Below are 16952 nucleotides of genomic sequence, written 5' to 3' on the forward strand. Positions count from 1 at the left end.
GTAACGATGGGCCTTATGGGCACGGTCGTGGGTGCGTCGGCCATGGGCATCGCGGGCGTCGCGAGGTCCGCCGCCGACAACTTGCTCCCGGGGATGGTTTCGAGCACCAACAACAAGCACCAGATGAAGATGCACATCCACGCGCAGCGCTGCGACGCCATCCAGCGCTGGCGAAGCGGCTTGGCGAATGCACGGGACGTCTACCAGCAATGGGCATGCGGCCCGCAAGCCGGCGATCCGCCCAATGTCGTCGGCGACGAATGGTTCGAGGGCTTGCGGCCGTACCTGCCGACCACCGGCGATGCGGCGGCATTGCGCACTGCCCACGAAGTGCATTGCGACAACCCGACTCTCGCGCTTCTGTCGCTCGAGATCGGGCGCATCGAACAAGAGTGGACCCATGAGGCCAAAGGGCATCGGCGCCGCCTACGCGATTGAACAAGGCCGCTCGGCCGAGACTATGCGGCGGCCGCCGCGCGGCATATCAGCTCGGCGAATTGCTTCGGGCATTCGAGCGGGGTGAAATGGCCGACGCCATCGACGGCGCTCAGGTGCACGCCGGCAAAGAAGTCGTCGAGGCGGTCCGACCACTGGCGGGGAAACAGTGGATCGTCGTCCGGCCACAGCACCGACGTGGGGGTGCTGATTCGTTCATCGCGCCGAGGCGGCTGTTCGGCCGGCGCGGTTGCCACCGTCCCGGCACCGGCCCGATACCAACCGATCGAGGCGATAAGTGCGCCAGGTGGCGAATACACAGCGAGGAGATGATCGAGGTCCGCGTCGGCGATGGTGAAAGCCGGGCCGGACCAGTGCGCCCAGAAGTGACGCAGATAGGTCCGCACGGCGTCGCGGTTTCCGTCGATCAGTTCCTCGCACAGTGACAGCTGGTGAAACGCTTGGTACCAGAACTGCCTCTGCGCGTTTGGCTCGAGGACACGGCTTCCCACGCCGGGCAATGGAGGCGACACCACCAGGTGTTTGACGACATCCGGACGGTCCTTGGCCAGAGACTGGGCGATGCGGCTTCCGATGTCGTAGCCGGCAACGACAGGTCGCCGCAAATCCAGTTCGTCGATCAGCGCGACGATGCTGCGCGCCTGGGCAGCGGCGCCGTATTCGCGTCCCGCATCGACACGGTGTTTGTCGGAGTGCCCGAACCCCCGCAGGTCAGGTACCACAACGTCAAAATCCTTGCCCAACAACGGGACAACGTGGCGGTAGTCGGTGTGGTCACCGGGCCACCCATGGAGCAGCATGACCGGTTGCCCACCCGCCCCGTGACGCTTGTAGGCCAGCCGGAAGCGGTCGCAGGGAGAACTCATCAGCATTTCTCCAACGTAGCCGCGGTCCGACTACGCGCCGATTTCGTCAACCCCGCCGGCACGAGTCCGGCCCGGTGCAATCAGGCGGTGACGGCGAGTACGGCGTGAGCAAGTTCCGGCCGGCAGACCACCAGGTCGGGCAGCTTGGGGTCCGGTTGGTTGTAGGCCAGGGCCGACCCGTCGATGCGGGAGGTGTGCAGGCCGGCGGCGCGGGCCACCGCGACGGGAGCGGCCGAGTCCCATTCGAACTGGCCGCCCGCATGCACGTAGACGTCCGACAGACCCTGGACAATCGACGCCACCTTGGCTCCGGCGGAACCCATTTCGACGAGGACGCCGTCCAGCGCGTCGCGGACGGCTAGGGCGATGGCCGGCGGCCGGGTGCGCGAGACCACGATCCGCGGCTGGTCCGGTGGGACGGGGGGCGCGTCGACGAGTGGCGTCGCCAAGGTGACCCCCTGGGCCGGCAGCGCCACCGCGCCGGCGGCGAGCTCACCGTCCTGCCAGAGCGCCACGTGCACCGCCCAGTCGACGCGCCCAAGCTCGGAGAATTCCCGCGTCCCGTCCAGCGGGTCGACGATCCAGACCCGCTGCGAGCGCAACCGCACCGGGTCGTCGGGGCCTTCTTCGGACAGCACCGCATCGTCGGGCCGCTCGCGAGCGAGCTCCTCCATCAGGAAGTCGTGGGACCGCTTGTCCCCCGCCGCTTTTCGCTCGGCGGCGTCGGCCTCGGCGAATTGCTCGCGCACCCCGAGCAGCAGCCGTCCCGCCTCCGCGGCCAGCCGCGCGGCCAGAGCATGATCATCCATCGGTAATCCTCAATAAGTTGGTAGCGTTGACCAAATTTACCGTGCGACGATTCTTGCGGCAGCGCCACCCGGCTCGGCCGTTTCTGCCATAACCTGGTAACCGTGAGCGGCAACGTCTCGTCATCGAGTCGGCTGCGGTTTCCGGGGGGACGCCTGGGGGTCGTGGGTGTCATCCTGGCTGTGCTGCTGATCGGTGTACTCGCCTTCGTCAGCGTGAAGCTTCTAACTGGCCACCGGAGCACCCCGGGCCAGGCCACCACGCAGCCGTCGCCACCGAGCAGCTTTGCCATCCCGGGCTGTTACAACCCGTCGGTCCCGCCGGTCGAGCGTCCGAAGAAGCTCAGCATTTTGGGATGCGCCAGCGTTGCCGTTGCGCTGCAAGACATGTCGTGGAGCTCGTGGGGACCGCAGGGCGCCGATGGAACCGGCACCGCGGTCTTCAAGATTTGCGACCCCAATTGCGCCGCGGGATATCAGCTCACCGATCCGGTCGTTGTGCACGCGTGGAACGCCCAGCCGCCCCGGCCCGATGCGGTCTGTCAGTCGGGGCTCAAGATCTTTGCCGATCTGATCTTGGCCTTCCCCAAGGCGGTCCCACCGCCCACCGCGCAGAAAACCAACACCCAGTACAACGGGATGCCGGCGGTGCACTACGTCAATTACTCGGTCGCCAACGCCCGCGACGCGCAGTTCATCGGCTACACGTTCTGCAACTGAGAGGTAGACCTGATGGCGGCGACCCGCTTCGCCCAGCTTCGCTGACCCCGCGATCGCCGCTCAGACCTCGACGACGACCGCGCCGCCCTGACCGCCGCCCGCGCACATCGCCGCGACACCGATGCCGCCGCCGCGCCGGGCCAGCTCGTAGACCAGCGTGGTGACCATGCGCGCGCCCGAGGCCGCGATCGGGTGGCCGAGGCTGCAGCCGCTGCCGGAGAAGTTCACCTTCTCCTCGTCGATGCCGTACTCGCGGCACGCGGCGATCGGCACGGAGGCGAACGCCTCGTTGATCTCCCACAGCGCCACGTCGTCCACCGACAACCCGGCCCGCTGCAGCACCTTTCCGATCACCTTGACCGCACCCAGGCCACAATCCCGGGGCGGCACGCCCACGGCAGCCCACGCCCGGACCGTGCCCATCACGTTCAGCTTCTCGGCGAGCGCATAGTCACGGTCCACCAGCGCGACCGCCGCCGCGGCGTCGTTGGTGCCGCTGCTATTGCCCGCCGTGATCGAAAAGCCCTCGATCTCGGGGTGCAGCACCTTGAGGGCGGCGAGCTTCTCGATCGTGGTGTCGCGCCGGGGATGCTCGTCGACCGCGAACTCGGTCACCGAGCCGTCGGCCTGGGTGATCTTCAGCGGGACGATCTCGTCGAGGAACTTGCCGGCGTCCATGGCCGCGATGGCTCGCTCGTGTGACCGAGCCGCCCAGGCGTCCATCTCCTCGCGGGTGATGCCGACGGTCTGCGCGGTGTTCCACCCGACGGTGATCGACATGTCCTTGGTCGGCGCGTCCGGGCTCTCGACGTGGGTCGGAGGCAGCCAGCGCTCCTCGAACTTCAGCTCGGGGCCGGGAATGCGCTGGTTCATCAGCGGCGTCATGGACAGCGACTGCACCCCGCCGGCGATCAGCGCACGCTCCATCCCGGAGCCGATTTGGGCCGCGGCGTTGCCGATCGCGGTGAGGCTGCCCGCGCAGTGCCGGTTCACCGCCTGGCCGGGGATGTCCTCCATACCGGTCGCGGCCGCCGCGTAACGCGCCAAATCCCCACCACCGTAGTGGGATTCGGCGAAGATGATGTCGTCGATGGCCGAGGGGTCGATGCCCGACCTGCGCACCACCTCCGGAAGCACCGTGGTGATCAGCGTCTCGGGCGGCGTGTTGACGAGCGCGCCCTTGAAGGAGCGGCCGATCGCCGTCCTGGTGGCTCCGACGATCACGGGTGTGGCCATGTTTTCAACCTCGGACTGTTTGGCTGCGGTCGGCAGCAGCGGGTGGGTGGAATCGTATTCAATACCGTATGAGCAATAGTAACGGGCTAAGTTCCTGACGCCGCCGGCTGTGACGGCGCTAACAATCAAGCGCCCCGCACGCCTAAACTTGCACCATGCCACTTGGGCGCGACTACACGGGTCAGGACTGCGCGCTCGCCCGGGCGCTGACGATCCTTGGCGAGCGCTGGACGTTGCTGATCGTCCGCGATGCCTTTCACGGATTGACCCGCTACGACGAGTTCCTGCGTAGCCTCGGTCTGGCGACGAATGTATTGAGCGCTCGGCTGCAGAAGTTGGTCGACCACGGCGTGATGGAGCGGAGCGGCTCGCGCGGCTCGTACCACCTGACCCAGAAGGGCCGCGACCTGTTCCCGGTGGTTTTGACGCTTATGGCTTGGGCCGACCGGCACGAGCCGGGGCCGGAGGGTCCCGAAGTTCTGATCTTGCATAAGGGCTGCGAGCACCAGGCCGGTGGCGCGTTGCGCTGCGAACACTGCGACGAGCCCATCGAGCTACCCGACCTGCGTGTGGTGACGGCGCCCGGCGCGGTCGGACCGGACGGCGAACCGACCACCCTGACACCGCCCCAACTCGCAGCTTGGGAAGGCCGTCCCGCGCGACATTGAGCCGCGCCATTGCCCCTCTACTTGCACCATGCAAGTATGCAGGCTATGTCGATCAGTGCCGATCTTGGCCAGGAGCGTCGCGTCGCCATCCCGCAAGGCGCGATCAGCTACCGCGACCGCGGCGTTGGTCCGCCGATCGTGTTTGTGCATGGCGTTGGCGTCAACGGCGATCTGTGGCGATATGTCGCACCGCGGCTTTCGGCCGACCATCGATGCATCACCCCGGACCTGCCGTGGGGCTCGCACTCGATCCCGCTGAACGCCGACGCCGATCTGTCGCTGCCCGGCATGGCCCGGATCACCGCGGACTTCCTCGACGCCTTGGGCCTCGACGACGTCACGATCGTCGCCAACGACACGGGCGGCGCCGTCGCCCAGGCATTGGTCGGCCGCCACCCCGATCGGATCGCCCGCCTAGTGCTCACCTCGTGCGACGCGTTCGAGAAGTTTCCGCCGACGCCGCAGAAGTACCTCGAGGTGATGGCGCGCTCCCGGTTGCTCACCTGGATCGTCGCATACACCGCGCAGTTCAAGGCGATTCAGCGCCTGCCGACCGCCTACGGGTTTGTGACCTCGCGGCCGATGCCGCCGGACATCATGCGCTCTTTCACCGATCCGGTGCGCCTGAACCCGGGGGTCAGGCGCGACTTCCGGCGCATGCTGCGCGCTGTCGACACTAAGTACACCTTCGAGGCCGCCGACCGGCTCACCGGCTTCGACAAACCCGCGCTCGTGCTGTGGGCCGACAACGACAAGATATTCCCCCGGGACCACGGACGACGACTGGCAAAGCTGTTGCCGCAAGGCCAATTTGAACTGATCACCGGCAGCCGCACCTTCATCCCCGAAGAGCAGCCCGATCGCCTTGTCACCGCGATCCAGGGCTTCCTCGCCGCTCACCCGACGAGAGCGGAGTGACGGATGCGCCGCAGCCCCGCACCACCGGTCGGCTCGCTGGAATGGGAAAGGCTGGGCGGCCCGCCATTGTCCGTGCCTCAGCGCGTGGCCTTGCTCGCCGGCACCGGCGCGGTGCTGCTCGGTGACGCCGCTTCCCGATTGCGTTGGGCCATGCGACATGTCGCCCCGCCCCGCGCGCCCCGGAAGGTCGACCTCGCGCGGTGGGCGCCGCCACGCACGGAGGCGGTCGGCGCGGCCGAGGAGCGCCTGCGCGCCGTCGCAAGCCCGCACATTGTCGACCACAGCTTCCGCACCTACTACTTCACCGCCATTCGATACGAGTTGAGCGGCCAACCCGACCCACTCGACCGCGAAGAGCTCTGTGTCGCAGCGCTACTCCACGACACCGGGCTCTTCGACCCCACCCGGCAAGGGTGCTTCACCGTCTCCGGCGCCAGACTGGCTCGGGAGATCACCGGGGTAGCCGGATGGGCCAGCTCGCGTCAGGACAGCGTGGCCCTGGCCATCACGACCAATCTGAACCCGTTTGTCCCCGCGCATCGATACGGCCGGGTCGCCTACTGGCTCCGGCAGGGTGGACTGGTCGACGTCCTGGCCCAGCAATGGGCGCTGCACCCAGACAACCTCGACGAGATTCTCAACCTTCACCCGCGTGACGGATTCGCCGAAGACACCGCCCGACTCGTCAAGCAAGAGGCCCGCCGCAACCCCGGCTGCCGATTCGCATGCTTCGGCCCGATTTTTCCAACCGTGGTCCGCTGGAGCACCTTCACCCCCGCGTAAAGCCGGGTTGATAAGCGACGCTGATCAGCGCATCGAAGACTTGCGTTGGACGGACAGAGTCCGAAGAGGGATGGTAGAGACGGTAGCCCTTCTGATCTCGGCCCGGAATCTCCTTGGAGGATGAAATGCTCACGCGGACAAGCGAACACGTCGCATCGTTAACGGACGGTGAAATCCTCGAGGAATCCGATCTCGGCTCGATCCGCCGCCTCACCGCCGACACCTTCCCGATCCTGCGAGGGCTTTCGATCAAGCGGTTGCTGATCAGCGCGGGCGCCATGCGGACCCCGCACTGGCATGCCAACGCCAACGAGTTGACCTACTGCGTCTCCGGTACCGCGCTGGTGTCGGTGCTCGACACCGGCAGCCAATTCTCGTCCTTCGTGGTGCGGGCCGGCGACATGTTTCACATCGACTCCGGATCACTGCACCACATCGAGAACATCGGAACCGACACAGCCGAGTTCATCATCGCCTTTCGCAGTGAACGGCCCGAGGACTTCGGGCTGGGGGCGGCTTTCGGGGCCATGACCGACGCCGTCCTGGGCAACACCTACGACCTGCCGGCCTCTGATTTCGCAGCTATCCGCCGCAGCACCAGCGACCGCGCACTGGCGGCCCGGGACGGGGATCCGGACGTGCCGGCGACCGCCTACTTCGATGACCCGCACAAGTTCTCGGTGGAGGCGATGACGCCTCCCGTCAGCATCGCCGTCGGCTCGGCCCGAACCGCACGACTGCAGTACTGGCCAGCCCTGAAGGACCTGTCGATGTATTCGTTGCGCATCCGCGAGGACGGCATGCGCGAGCCGCACTGGCATCCGATCACCGCGGAGATGGGCTACGTCAACCGAGGCGGGGCGCGCATGACCGTGATGGATCCGGACGGCACGCTCGACACGTGGTATCTGCGACAGGGAGACGTGTATTTCATCCCCCGCGCCTACCCCCACCACATCGAGGTCTTCGACGCCCCTGAGATGCACTTCTGCATCTTCTTCGATCAACCCACCCCCGGCGACATCGGGTATCGCGCGTCGGCAAGCGCCTACTCACGTAAGGTGCTGGCGGCGACGTTCGACACACACATCGACGATCTTCCCGACTTCCCGTTCACGAAGGCGGATCCACTGATCGTCAACCGGCGCAACCCGGTCGATGCCCACGCTGTGGGAGAGCAGTGAGCGGCGTCGGCGCCGCGCACGACACAATGGATCGATGACGACCACCCCCCTCCTTGAACGGGACACCACCCGAACAACCGCCTATCGAGTGGCGGCGATGCTGATGGGCATCGGCACCGTCCACTTCCTGGCGCCCAAACCATTCGACGACATCGTCCCGGCCGAACTTCCCGGCGACGCGCGGTTCTATACCTACGCATCCGGAGTCGCCGAGATTGCCGTCGGCGCACTGCTGGTGCCGCGGCGCACCCGGCGGCTGGCCGCGCTGGCGGCCGCGCTGCTGTTCGTCTGCGTTTTCCCGGCGAACGTCAACATGTGCCGCTTGTGGTGGGGCAAGCCATGGCCGATGCGGATCGCCGCGCTGGCCCGGCTGCCGCTGCAGATCCCGATGATCACCACCGCGCTCAAGATCAGCCGAAATAGCTGAGTCTCCTCGCGACACGAGTCCCCGTCGGGAAAGGACGTCTTTGCCCGACCGCTAGCGACAAATGGACGTTCTCGGGCCGTTCCCCGCGTCGTTCGACAGTATGCCTATGAGGCGGGCGATATGTCTGCCCTCGGGCTCAGAGGCTACGCGGGTGCGTTCGGGCTTTGCCCGGCGTCGAACTTTCGCCACTGCGAGGCCAGGTAGACCACGATTAGAAGCGCAATAGCGCCGCCCACAACGCTCTTCATGAAGTCGGGACCCCTCGGCGGGTAATCACCGGTACGCACCAGGTGAACGCGGCCGAGGACCTCGAGCAGGATGAAGAGAATGCCCAGCAGTCCGCCGGACCTGTTCTTCAGCAATAACGACATGCCGGCGGCAACATAGAAGGCTCCAACGACTGCCGTACGGAACGACGGTTTGAGCGGCTTGGACAGCAATTTCATCCAATTACCGGTGATTCCGACCCATATCTCGGACAGCCCCGCGAAAATGCAATATGCGGCGGCGACCTTTATTCCGGTTCGGCTTGGCGGCACCGGGAATGTTGTTGCCCCGCATCGGTCCAGGGGGCTCACCGTGACAGCCCGCGGTCAGCCACGGCTATCGACCGAGCGCCCGAGATAGGCCATGAGCCGCGCCGTCGGGGTCGATTCGTCTGGGGCGGACCGAGCCGGTCCGAAGCCGCCGGGTCGCCGCAACACATTCTCCGGTACCGACGCCACCAGCCCACGACACAATGCCAGCAGATCCCCGGGGAGCTCGATCAAGCGGCCCTGTGAGGCATACACATCCCAGCTGTGCATGGCCAGGTCCGAGACGGGATAGGTCAGCGCCCGGTGCAACGGAACGTCGCCCTGCGGCGACTTCCGCGTCGCGTCAAGATCGGTGCCGGGTAGGGCGTCGCGCAGTCGGGTGCTCAGCTCGCGAAGCCGTGCCGCCGGGTTGTCGCATATCCACTCGGCCGGTTGGGAGGGGCGGTCCCAGACCTTTCCGTTCTCAACAAGCGTCACGATCTTCGCTGCGCTCCCGGTCGCGTGACCGACCAGTTCCCTCACCGTCCAGCCCTCGAGGTTGGACGGCATGTCCCAGCTCTCCGGCGGGATCGCTTCCACCGCGTCAATGAGCAGATCCATTGCCTCGGCGGCCAAAACGCCGATCCGCGTCCTCGCGTCGTTCATATACCTTCGCAATCAGCCGGCGGCCGTTTGCTCTGTCGGGGTTCCGACGCGATGCAACAACACGAACTTGTTTTGTCCCGCGGCACCGGCCAGGAACGGCCGCACCAGCAACGGATAGGCCGTCATCGCCTCTTGTCGCGAAATCACCTCGGGCCGTTCGAGCGGATATTCGGCGCCGTTCCACATGAGCGTGCATTCGCCGGCGGCCAGCACATTCTCCAACCAGTCAACGTGGGGGAATGCCGCCGCGAGCACGAAGCCATCGCCGAGGGGATATGCACTCAGCGGAGTCACGTAGGGCCTGCCGCTGCGCCGACCGACGTGATGCAACGCGCTCAGGTTGAAATAGAGCGTGCCAAGCCGGGTTCCAGCGGCCCAGCGAAGATAGGGATTCAATCGCTTGGTGGCTTGCCGCGTCCGATCGCTGATCCGCTCCACGCGCATGAGCATCCCCCAGCCGAGCAAGATCAGATAAGCGGCCACTACCGCGCCAACCACAATGGCGGGCAGCATCACAAACCGGTACAGAAGCCTTCGGCGCACCACGACACCGACTTTTCGCCGCCCACCGCGCGACCGTCTAGGGTCGCAAGTCCCGAGGTGAGTTGATTTCACAGGAGGTCATCGTGGGCAGAACGGGCATCGCGGCACTGCTCGCGATCGGCGCCGCGTTCATGATCGGCATCGGCGATGTCCTCGAGCAGCGATCCGCGCAACAGGTCACCGACAAGCCGGTCGGCACCCTCGCGCTGTTTCGCCGGCTGCTGCGCGACCGCCGATGGTGGACGGGCAGCCTGGTGGCCGCCGCCGGGTTCGGATTGCAGGCGGCGGCGCTCGGCTTGGGTTCCGTGGTGCTGGTGCAGGCGCTGTCGGTGACCTCCCTGCTGTTCGCATTGGTCATCAGCGCGGCGGCCAACCATCGCAGAATCACTCGGTGGCAAGGGATTTGGGCCGTGCTGCTGGCCGCCGCGGTCACCGTCGTGGTCACGGTCGGCAACCCGCAGGCCGGGGTCCCGCGCGGGTCGGTTCGAACGTGGATCGTCGTGGGCTTGGTCCTGGGCCCCTGCCTGTTCCTGTGTGTGATTGGCGCCCAGCTGTTTTCGGGTTGGGTCAGCGCTCTGCTGCTGGGGCTGATGTCGGGATCGCTGTGGGGCGTCTTCACGGTCCTGACGAAGGGAGTCGTCGACCAGCTCGGCAACGGCGTCCCAGCGCTGCTGCGCGCACCCGAGCTGTACATCTGGGCGGTGTTGGGCCTCGCGGCGACGGCCTGGGAGCAGTCGGCGTTTCGCGCCGGCTCGCTCACCGCGTCGCTACCCGCGGTGACCATCGCCGAGCCCATCGTCGGGTCGGTGCTCGGAGTGACGGTGCTGGGTGAGACGCTTCGCACCAACAAGGTCGGCATGGTCGCGCTTGGCGTGTCGGTCGCGGTGATGATCGCCGCGACGGTGGCGCTGGCGCGCAGCCAGGCGACGGAATCAGATGGTCGGCGAACCGATCCGGTGTAGGGTCCCGTCGGGATCGACATAGGCGAATTCCCTTAAACCGTAGTCCGTGTCCTGCGGTTCGATCAGCCGACCGGCCAAATTTTCCAGCGCCGCCCACTCCGCGTAGAGGGCATCGGCGTCACTGACGTAGAGATACACGCTGGCGGCCGTGCTCAGCGGGTCGTGCTCGTCCCATTCGGTGAGGTGGATGGAGACGGAGCCGCGGTCGACGAACCCGTAGCGCGCCGGGCCCTCATACGCGCGCGCGTCGAAGCCGAGTTGGCGATAGCGGTCGAGCGCGACGTCCAGATCTCGGACGGGCACGATCGGCGACACAGAGTCAAACGCGATTTCGGGCACACCCCAGTGTGGCAGCAAGAACGCTGTCGTATGCTCCACCCGCAAACCACCTCTGAATAGCCGACGCGTGGGGGTGCGCGGAACGCTTGAGGAGCCTACTCAAGCACGAAGGGCGCTCAAACCATGCGCAAGCAGATAACCGCGGTCGCCGTGGCCGTCGTCGGGATACTGGCCGCGGGCTGCGGCGGCGGCGACGGGGGCGGCGCAGCCTCGTCATCGACGACGACCACCACCCCGTCGAAGCCGCCCCTGGCCCAGGCCGCGCTGCTCAATCTCATGCTCACCCCGCCCGAGATCGACAGCGCGGTGGGCGGCACCGGAACGACCGTCGGCGACAAGTTCGACACCCTGCCGGACGACAGCACCACGAACTACCCCCAGGGATACAAATTTCCGGCCGAATGCCTCTTCATTCAGCATCCCGGCGAGGCCCCCGTCTATGCCGGCAGCGGCAACACCGCAGTTCAGCGGCAGCGCGCCACCACCCCGCTCCCACCAAATTCGAACGATCCCGATCCCGAGGTGAACGAGGTGGTGGTGTTGTTCCCTTCCGCGAAAGAGGCGAACGCCTTCTTCACCACCTCCACCCAGCGCTGGCCTGACTGCGCCAACCGCCAGGGCACGATTCCCGGCGACGCGGACGCCCCCGAAATCCAATGGAAGGTGGGTACCGTCTCCAACAGCAACGGGGTTTTGAGCACCACCACCAGCGTGTCCGCGACCAGGAACGGCACCACGCTGTCCCAGAGTTGCCAGCGGGCGCTGACCGTGCGCAACAACGTCGTGATCGACGTCGACGCCTGCCGCAAGGACCCTGGGGACCTTGCCGTCACCGTCGCCAACCAGATCGCCGGCAAAGTCGACAAGCAATAGCCCACTCGTGCAAGCGTTTTAGGAAGTCGCGGTAGGCGGCGGGCGCGGCCGTATTCCCCGATCGCCACCCGCCGTTCACCTGTTGGCTGTAGCCATCCCGCGCGGCGGCGGCGTACGCTCTGGCGGCCGAACCCGTCGAGACACGATACTTGCGCCATCACCGAACCTGGTTGTAAGCCGTACCCGCAGATGGCATCCTGCGGGCGACTGTCGCACAGCGTTGAGGAGGACAAGTGAGCACATCAGAGACGGCGAAGCCCCGAGGGGGGCTTCCGGTGATCCACCTCTCCGAACTGCTGCGCGCGCCGGTGGTGGCCCGCGCCGGCGAGGCCGTGGGCCGCGTCGAGGACGTGATCGTGCGGCTGCGGGGCGCCGACGACTATCCGGCGGTGACCGGCATCGTGGCGGGGGTCGGCGGCCGTCGAGTATTCATCGGCACCAAATCCATCGAGGAGTTCGCCCCGAAGCGAATCGTCCTGAACAAGAACAAAGTTGACCTCCGCGGGTTCGAGCGCCGCGACGGTGAGGTGCTGTTGCGCGCCGACGTGTTGGGCCATCGGTTGATCGATGTGGCCGCCGCGGACTTGGTGCGCGCGTACGACGTCGAGCTGGAGGACACCGGCGACGGGTGGGTGGTTGCGCGGCTGGACACCCGCCGGCCGCCGACGTTGTTCGGCCTGATCAAGCATTCCGGCGGGCATGCGGCACGCGATTGGAAGGCATTCGAACCGCTGATCGGCCACGGTGGCTCCGACGCGGTGCGGCGGCTGTCGGACCGGTTTGGCGAGTTCAAGGCCGCCGAGATCGCCGACCTGCTCGAAGAGGCCGACAAGACCGAAGGCGGCGAAATCCTCGACCGGGTCCGCAGCGACCCGGAATTGGAAGCCGACGTCTTCGAGGAGCTGGACCCCGACAAGGCCAGCCGGCTCCTGGACGGCATGCCCGACGACGAGGTCGCCGCGCTGCTGGGCCGGATGCGCGCCGACGACGCCGCCGACGCGATCGCCGACCTGCGTCAGTCGCGACGTCGGCGCGTGCTGGAGCTGATGCCCGCCCCGCAGCGCACCAAGGTGATCACCCTGATGGGGTTCAACCCCGAAAGCGCCGGCGGGTTGATGAACGTCGACTTCGTCTCGTGCGCCGCCACTGCGACCGCGGGCACGGCGCTGGCCCTGATCGCGGCCGCGCGCACCGTCCAGCCGGAGGCGTTGATCAAGGTGCATGTCCTCGACGAGGGCGAGCGGCTGGCCGGTGTGGTGTCGGTGATCACCCTGTTGCAGGCGGATCCCGTCGAAAGCATTGGCGCGCTGATGGATTCGGACCCGGTGTGCGTCAGCGCCGACGCCGACCTGACCGACATAGCGCTGCTGATGGCCGACTTCAACCTCTACTCCATTCCCGTCGTCGACGAGGAGGACCGCGTGCTCGGGGTGGTGACCGTCGACGACGTCCTGGAAGCGACCATCCCCGAGGACTGGCGCCGACGCGAGCCCGCCCCACGCCCGTTCCGTGAAATCACCGAACCGACCGACAGCCACGCCCCCGGAGGCCAGGCACCGTGACGTCGAACGCGGACGAGACCAATCCCGGGTTCAGCGCGGTGCTCGACACCGCACACCTGGGCGACATCGAGGGTGCGTTCGGGCGCATCAAACTCGGCGAGACCGACCACCCGCGGACGTGGAAGACCCGGCTGCTGACGCTGCTGGCGATCGTCGGCCCCGGAATCATCGTGATGGTCGGCGACAACGACGCGGGCGGGGTCGCCACCTACACCCAGGCCGGCCAAAACTACGGCTACTCCCTGTTGTGGGTGCTGCTGCTGCTCATCCCGGTGCTCATCGTCAACCAGGAGATGGTGGTCAGGCTCGGTGCGGTGACCGGCGTCGGTCACGCCCGGCTGATCAACGAACGCTTCGGCCGTGGCTGGGGCTGGTTTTCCGTCGGCGACCTGTTCCTGCTCAACTTCCTGACGATCGTCACCGAGTTCATCGGCATCACGCTGGCCGCCGACTACATCGGCATCTCCAAATACGTTGTGGTGCCCATCTCGGCGGTTGCGCTGGTCGCGATCATGGCCAGCGGCAGCTTCCGGCGCTGGGAGCGGGCCATGTTCATCTTCATCGCCGTCACCCTGCTGCAGATCCCGATGCTGTTCATGTCGCACCCGCAATGGGCGCATGCGGCGAAGTCGTTTGTGGTGCCGAGCATCTCGGGCGGCGTCAGTTCGGATGCGGTGCTGCTGATCATCGCCATCGTGGGCACCACCGTCGCGCCCTGGCAGCTGTTCTTCCAGCAGTCCAACGTCGTCGACAAACGGATCACGCCGCGGTTCATGGCCTACGAGCGCGCCGACACTGTGATCGGGGCCTTCGTCGTGATCGTCGGCGCCGCCGCGTTGTTGATGACCGGCGATTGGGCGGCGCGCTCGACCAACACCGTGGGCGGCTTCACCGACGCCGGGGCCATCGCGCACCTGCTCGGCCAGCACAGTGCCACTCTCGGAGCGTTTTTCGCCATCGTGCTCATGGACGCCTCCATCATCGGCGCGGCCGCCGTGACGCTGGCCACCAGTTACGCCTTCGGCGACGTCTTCGGCCTCAAGCATTCGCTGCACCGCGGGTTCGCCGACGCCAAGCAGTTCTACCTGTCCTACACCGCGATGGTCGCGCTGGCCGCCGCCATCGTGCTCATCCCCGGCGCGCCACTGGGCTTGATCACCACCGCCGTGCAGGCCCTGGCCGGCCTGCTATTGCCCAGCGCCAGCGTGTTTCTGCTGTTGTTGTGCAACGACCGGGAAGTGTTGGGGCCCTGGGTCAATCGCCGCTGGCTCAACTGGGTCGCCGGGCTGATCGTCGGCATCCTGCTGCTGCTGTCCGGCATCCTGATGGCCACCACCCTGTTCCCCCACATCGACGTGGTCGCCGTGGCCGGTTACCTTTCGCTGGCGCTGGTCATCCTCGCCGCCGCCGCGGTACCGGCCCTGCGCTGGATGTCTCGCGGCCAGCCCGCCCCATCGGCCCCCAAGGAGCCGGCACGTCCCGTCGACCGCAACACCTGGCGGATGCCGCCGCTGACGCTGCTCGAACCGGTCACCTGGTCCCCCGGCACCCGGCTCGGCATGATCGCGCTGCGCAGCTACCTGGTCGTCGGCGCGCTGCTGCTAGTGGTCAAAGCCGTCCAGCTCGGCCGCTGAGTTTCGCCCCTTATTGGGGCAGCGCCTCGCCCCGCGTCTCGGGCGCAAACGGAATGATGAAAAGCCCGATCACGAACGCGATGGCCGTCAAAGCGACCGGTAGCCCCAGGGTGTGCAGGTGCAGCACCGCCGCGCCGAGCAGGAAGTTGACGCCCGCGCCGACGAAGCGGCCGAACGACGTGCAGAACGCGAACGCCGTTGCGCGCACGCGCGTCTCGAACTGCTCGGGCAGCCAGAGGCTGAAGATCGCGAAGTTGCCGCCGAAGAACCCGAGCACGAACAGCCACGCGATGAATGGTGCGAGCCCGTTGGGCAGATAGAACGCCCAACCGAAGCTGCCGACGATCGAAACGGCCATCCCCGCAAAGTAGATCGCCAGCGTCTTTCGGCGCCCGATGCGCTCGGAGAGCACCGGCACCATCAGACACCCCAGGATGGTGCCGATCGACAACAGGCCCGTGGCCCAGGACGCTGTCTTCGTCGCGCCGGCCTTGTCCAAGCCCGCGTGCTGCGCCAACTGAATGACGGCAGTGGGTTCGTAGACGGCGCCGGCCCATAGGCCCACGATCGCGATCGTCAGCAGCGCGCAGGCCACCCAGGTGCGACGCCGGTAGCGCGGCCCGAGGATCTCGCGCAGCGGCTTGACGCGCGCCTTGGGCTGAGCCTCCAGCTTCTCCCACTTCTCCGTTTCCTTCACCCGCGTCAGGATCAGGATCGCGACGACGACCGGCACCGCGCCCGTCAGAAACATTGCGCGCCAACCGAAGTGGACGCCGATCGTGTAGTTCAGGGCCGCCGCCAGAAAGAACCCGGCGTAGTAGCCGGTCTGCAGATAGCCCGCCCCCATCTTGCGCCGGTCCTCGGGCCACGCCTCGGCCACGTAGGTCCCCGCCAGCGCCCATTCGCCGCCGATGCCGACGCCCGCGATGAAGCGGAAAATCGCCAGCTCCCAGACGTTTTGCGCCGCGGCCGAAAGCCCGGTGAAGATGGCGAAGGTGAAGATCGTCGCGGCCAGCACCTTGGTGCGCCCGAAGCGGTCGGCGATCGGCCCCCAGATGAACGACAGGCCCCAGCCCACCAGGAACAGGGCGAACAGGATCGATCCCGCGAGCCCGACATTGGTCGACGTCGCGGCGAAACCCGAACGCGGCAGCAGTTCGGTCAGCGCGGGCGCGAGCACCAGCGCGTAGATGAACGAATCCATTCCGTCGAGCGTCCAGCCCGTCCATGCGCCCCAGAACCCCGCGATCTGGGAGCGATTGAGCGGTGTGCGACGCCTGGTGAGGCTTGCCGGCTGCGTCGTTGACGTCATCTGGCCTCCGTTGGCACGGGTAGAACGACTATCGGGATTCGATGCGCGAGCCGGTCTTGCTTTACCGCCGGCTGCGTCACATTGTATATAATATAGTGATGAGCATAACAGGTCGGACTCCGTCGGACAATGCGTTGGGCGCGTTGCCCACGGCGCTCTCGCTGGCGGAGCGCGGCAGCACGTCGCGGTTGATCGCCAACGCGCTGCGCGCCGCGATCGTCGATGGCACCCTCGCCCCCGGGGCACCGCTGCGGCAGGACGCCATCGCGCGGCACTTCTCGGTCAGCGCGATCCCGGTTCGCGAGGCCCTGCGCCAGCTGGAGAGCGAAGGCTGGGCCAAGGTGGAGATGAACAAGGGGGCGACGGTGGCCCCGTTGTCGCCCGGCGAGGCGCGCGAGGTCTACGAGATCCGCGCCGCCCTTGAGAGCCTCGCAGTGGCGCAGCGTGTCCGCCGTGTGAGCGGGTATCGCCAGCCCGATGGC

Annotated in this window: 20 protein-coding genes; 12 read left to right on the plus strand and 8 right to left on the minus strand. The window is 66.9% G+C overall.

Features of this window, described 5'->3' with window-relative positions:
* Positions 1-15 precede the first annotated feature (15 nt).
* The gene (locus A5706_RS16560; RefSeq protein ID WP_231985327.1) at positions 16-438 is read left to right on the plus strand and encodes a hypothetical protein; all 423 of its coding nucleotides are present in this window, start codon (positions 16-18) and stop codon (positions 436-438) included.
* Positions 439-458: 20 nt separating this feature from the next.
* Here the strand turns inward: A5706_RS16560 and A5706_RS16565 are convergent, their stop codons facing one another.
* The gene (locus A5706_RS16565; protein ID WP_082964439.1) at positions 459-1322 is read right to left on the minus strand and encodes an alpha/beta fold hydrolase; all 864 of its coding nucleotides are present in this window, start codon (positions 1320-1322) and stop codon (positions 459-461) included.
* An 80-nt stretch (positions 1323-1402) separates the two neighbouring features.
* On the minus strand, positions 1403-2131 hold the full coding sequence (locus A5706_RS16570; RefSeq protein WP_068132503.1) for a 3'(2'),5'-bisphosphate nucleotidase CysQ: 729 nt from the start codon (positions 2129-2131) through the stop codon (positions 1403-1405).
* A gap of 132 nt (positions 2132-2263) precedes the next feature.
* Here A5706_RS16570 and A5706_RS16575 point away from each other — a divergent pair, with 132 nt between their 5' ends.
* Positions 2264-2848 (plus strand): hypothetical protein, encoded by a 585-nt coding sequence (locus A5706_RS16575; RefSeq protein ID WP_369831888.1) that lies wholly within the window; start codon positions 2264-2266, stop codon positions 2846-2848.
* A 60-nt stretch (positions 2849-2908) separates the two neighbouring features.
* On the opposite strand, the gene A5706_RS16580 is transcribed toward A5706_RS16575, so the two are convergent.
* Positions 2909-4084 (minus strand): thiolase family protein, encoded by a 1176-nt coding sequence (locus A5706_RS16580; protein WP_068132506.1) that lies wholly within the window; start codon positions 4082-4084, stop codon positions 2909-2911.
* A 155-nt stretch (positions 4085-4239) separates the two neighbouring features.
* Between A5706_RS16580 and A5706_RS16585 the strand changes: the two genes are divergently transcribed.
* From A5706_RS16585 to A5706_RS16605, 5 genes are all read left to right on the plus strand, one after another.
* Positions 4240-4752, plus strand: coding sequence for a helix-turn-helix domain-containing protein (locus tag A5706_RS16585; RefSeq protein ID WP_068132508.1), 513 nt, complete (start codon positions 4240-4242; stop codon positions 4750-4752).
* A gap of 45 nt (positions 4753-4797) precedes the next feature.
* Entirely contained in the window at positions 4798-5670 is an 873-nt protein-coding gene (locus A5706_RS16590; RefSeq protein ID WP_068132510.1) for an alpha/beta fold hydrolase, read from the plus strand.
* A gap of 3 nt (positions 5671-5673) precedes the next feature.
* Positions 5674-6453: an HD domain-containing protein gene (locus A5706_RS16595; protein WP_156767173.1), complete on the plus strand. Its 780-nt coding sequence runs from the start codon at positions 5674-5676 to the stop codon at positions 6451-6453.
* Positions 6454-6578: 125 nt separating this feature from the next.
* Complete coding sequence (locus tag A5706_RS16600; protein ID WP_068132514.1) at positions 6579-7637, plus strand: cupin domain-containing protein; 1059 nt, start codon at positions 6579-6581, stop codon at positions 7635-7637.
* A 34-nt stretch (positions 7638-7671) separates the two neighbouring features.
* The gene (locus A5706_RS16605) at positions 7672-8064 is read left to right on the plus strand and encodes a MauE/DoxX family redox-associated membrane protein (protein WP_068132516.1); all 393 of its coding nucleotides are present in this window, start codon (positions 7672-7674) and stop codon (positions 8062-8064) included.
* Positions 8065-8207: 143 nt separating this feature from the next.
* Here A5706_RS16605 and A5706_RS16610 read toward each other — a convergent pair whose 3' ends face one another.
* From A5706_RS16610 to A5706_RS16620, 3 genes are all read right to left on the minus strand, one after another.
* Positions 8208-8510 carry a hypothetical protein gene (locus tag A5706_RS16610; protein WP_156767174.1) on the minus strand — a complete coding sequence of 101 codons (303 nt, stop codon included), beginning with the start codon at positions 8508-8510 and terminating at the stop codon, positions 8208-8210.
* 147 nt (positions 8511-8657) lie between these two features.
* The gene (locus A5706_RS16615; RefSeq protein WP_068132519.1) at positions 8658-9245 is read right to left on the minus strand and encodes a TIGR03086 family metal-binding protein; all 588 of its coding nucleotides are present in this window, start codon (positions 9243-9245) and stop codon (positions 8658-8660) included.
* Between the two features lie 12 nt (positions 9246-9257).
* The gene (locus A5706_RS16620) at positions 9258-9791 is read right to left on the minus strand and encodes a hypothetical protein (protein ID WP_156767175.1); all 534 of its coding nucleotides are present in this window, start codon (positions 9789-9791) and stop codon (positions 9258-9260) included.
* A gap of 80 nt (positions 9792-9871) precedes the next feature.
* On the opposite strand from A5706_RS16620, the gene A5706_RS16625 reads away from it, so the two are divergent.
* Positions 9872-10750 carry a DMT family transporter gene (locus tag A5706_RS16625; protein ID WP_068132541.1) on the plus strand — a complete coding sequence of 293 codons (879 nt, stop codon included), beginning with the start codon at positions 9872-9874 and terminating at the stop codon, positions 10748-10750.
* Here the strand turns inward: A5706_RS16625 and A5706_RS16630 are convergent.
* Positions 10721-11080 carry a VOC family protein gene (locus A5706_RS16630; RefSeq protein WP_082964440.1) on the minus strand — a complete coding sequence of 120 codons (360 nt, stop codon included), beginning with the start codon at positions 11078-11080 and terminating at the stop codon, positions 10721-10723. The two genes, A5706_RS16625 and A5706_RS16630, sit on opposite strands and share 30 nt — an antisense overlap.
* Positions 11081-11212: 132 nt before the next feature.
* Here A5706_RS16630 and A5706_RS16635 point away from each other — a divergent pair, with 132 nt between their 5' ends.
* From A5706_RS16635 to A5706_RS16645, 3 genes are all read left to right on the plus strand, one after another.
* Entirely contained in the window at positions 11213-11962 is a 750-nt protein-coding gene (locus A5706_RS16635) for a sensor domain-containing protein (RefSeq protein WP_068132527.1), read from the plus strand.
* A 233-nt stretch (positions 11963-12195) separates the two neighbouring features.
* A complete protein-coding gene (locus A5706_RS16640) occupies positions 12196-13524 on the plus strand; it encodes a magnesium transporter MgtE N-terminal domain-containing protein (protein ID WP_068132529.1) in 1329 nt (442 codons plus the stop codon).
* A complete protein-coding gene (locus A5706_RS16645; protein WP_068132531.1) occupies positions 13521-15158 on the plus strand; it encodes an NRAMP family divalent metal transporter in 1638 nt (545 codons plus the stop codon). The genes A5706_RS16640 and A5706_RS16645 overlap by 4 nt, the downstream gene beginning before the upstream one ends.
* Before the next feature lie 10 nt (positions 15159-15168).
* Here A5706_RS16645 and A5706_RS16650 read toward each other — a convergent pair whose 3' ends face one another.
* Positions 15169-16470, minus strand: coding sequence for an MFS transporter (locus A5706_RS16650; RefSeq protein WP_068132532.1), 1302 nt, complete (start codon positions 16468-16470; stop codon positions 15169-15171).
* Between the two features lie 98 nt (positions 16471-16568).
* Here A5706_RS16650 and A5706_RS16655 point away from each other — a divergent pair.
* A partial coding sequence (locus tag A5706_RS16655) for a GntR family transcriptional regulator (protein ID WP_156767176.1) occupies positions 16569-16952 on the plus strand: 384 nt, incomplete at its 3' end.

Origin of the sequence: Mycobacterium sp. E796 (genome assembly GCF_001672815.1) — a bacterium.
GTDB lineage: Bacteria > Actinomycetota > Actinomycetes > Mycobacteriales > Mycobacteriaceae > Mycobacterium.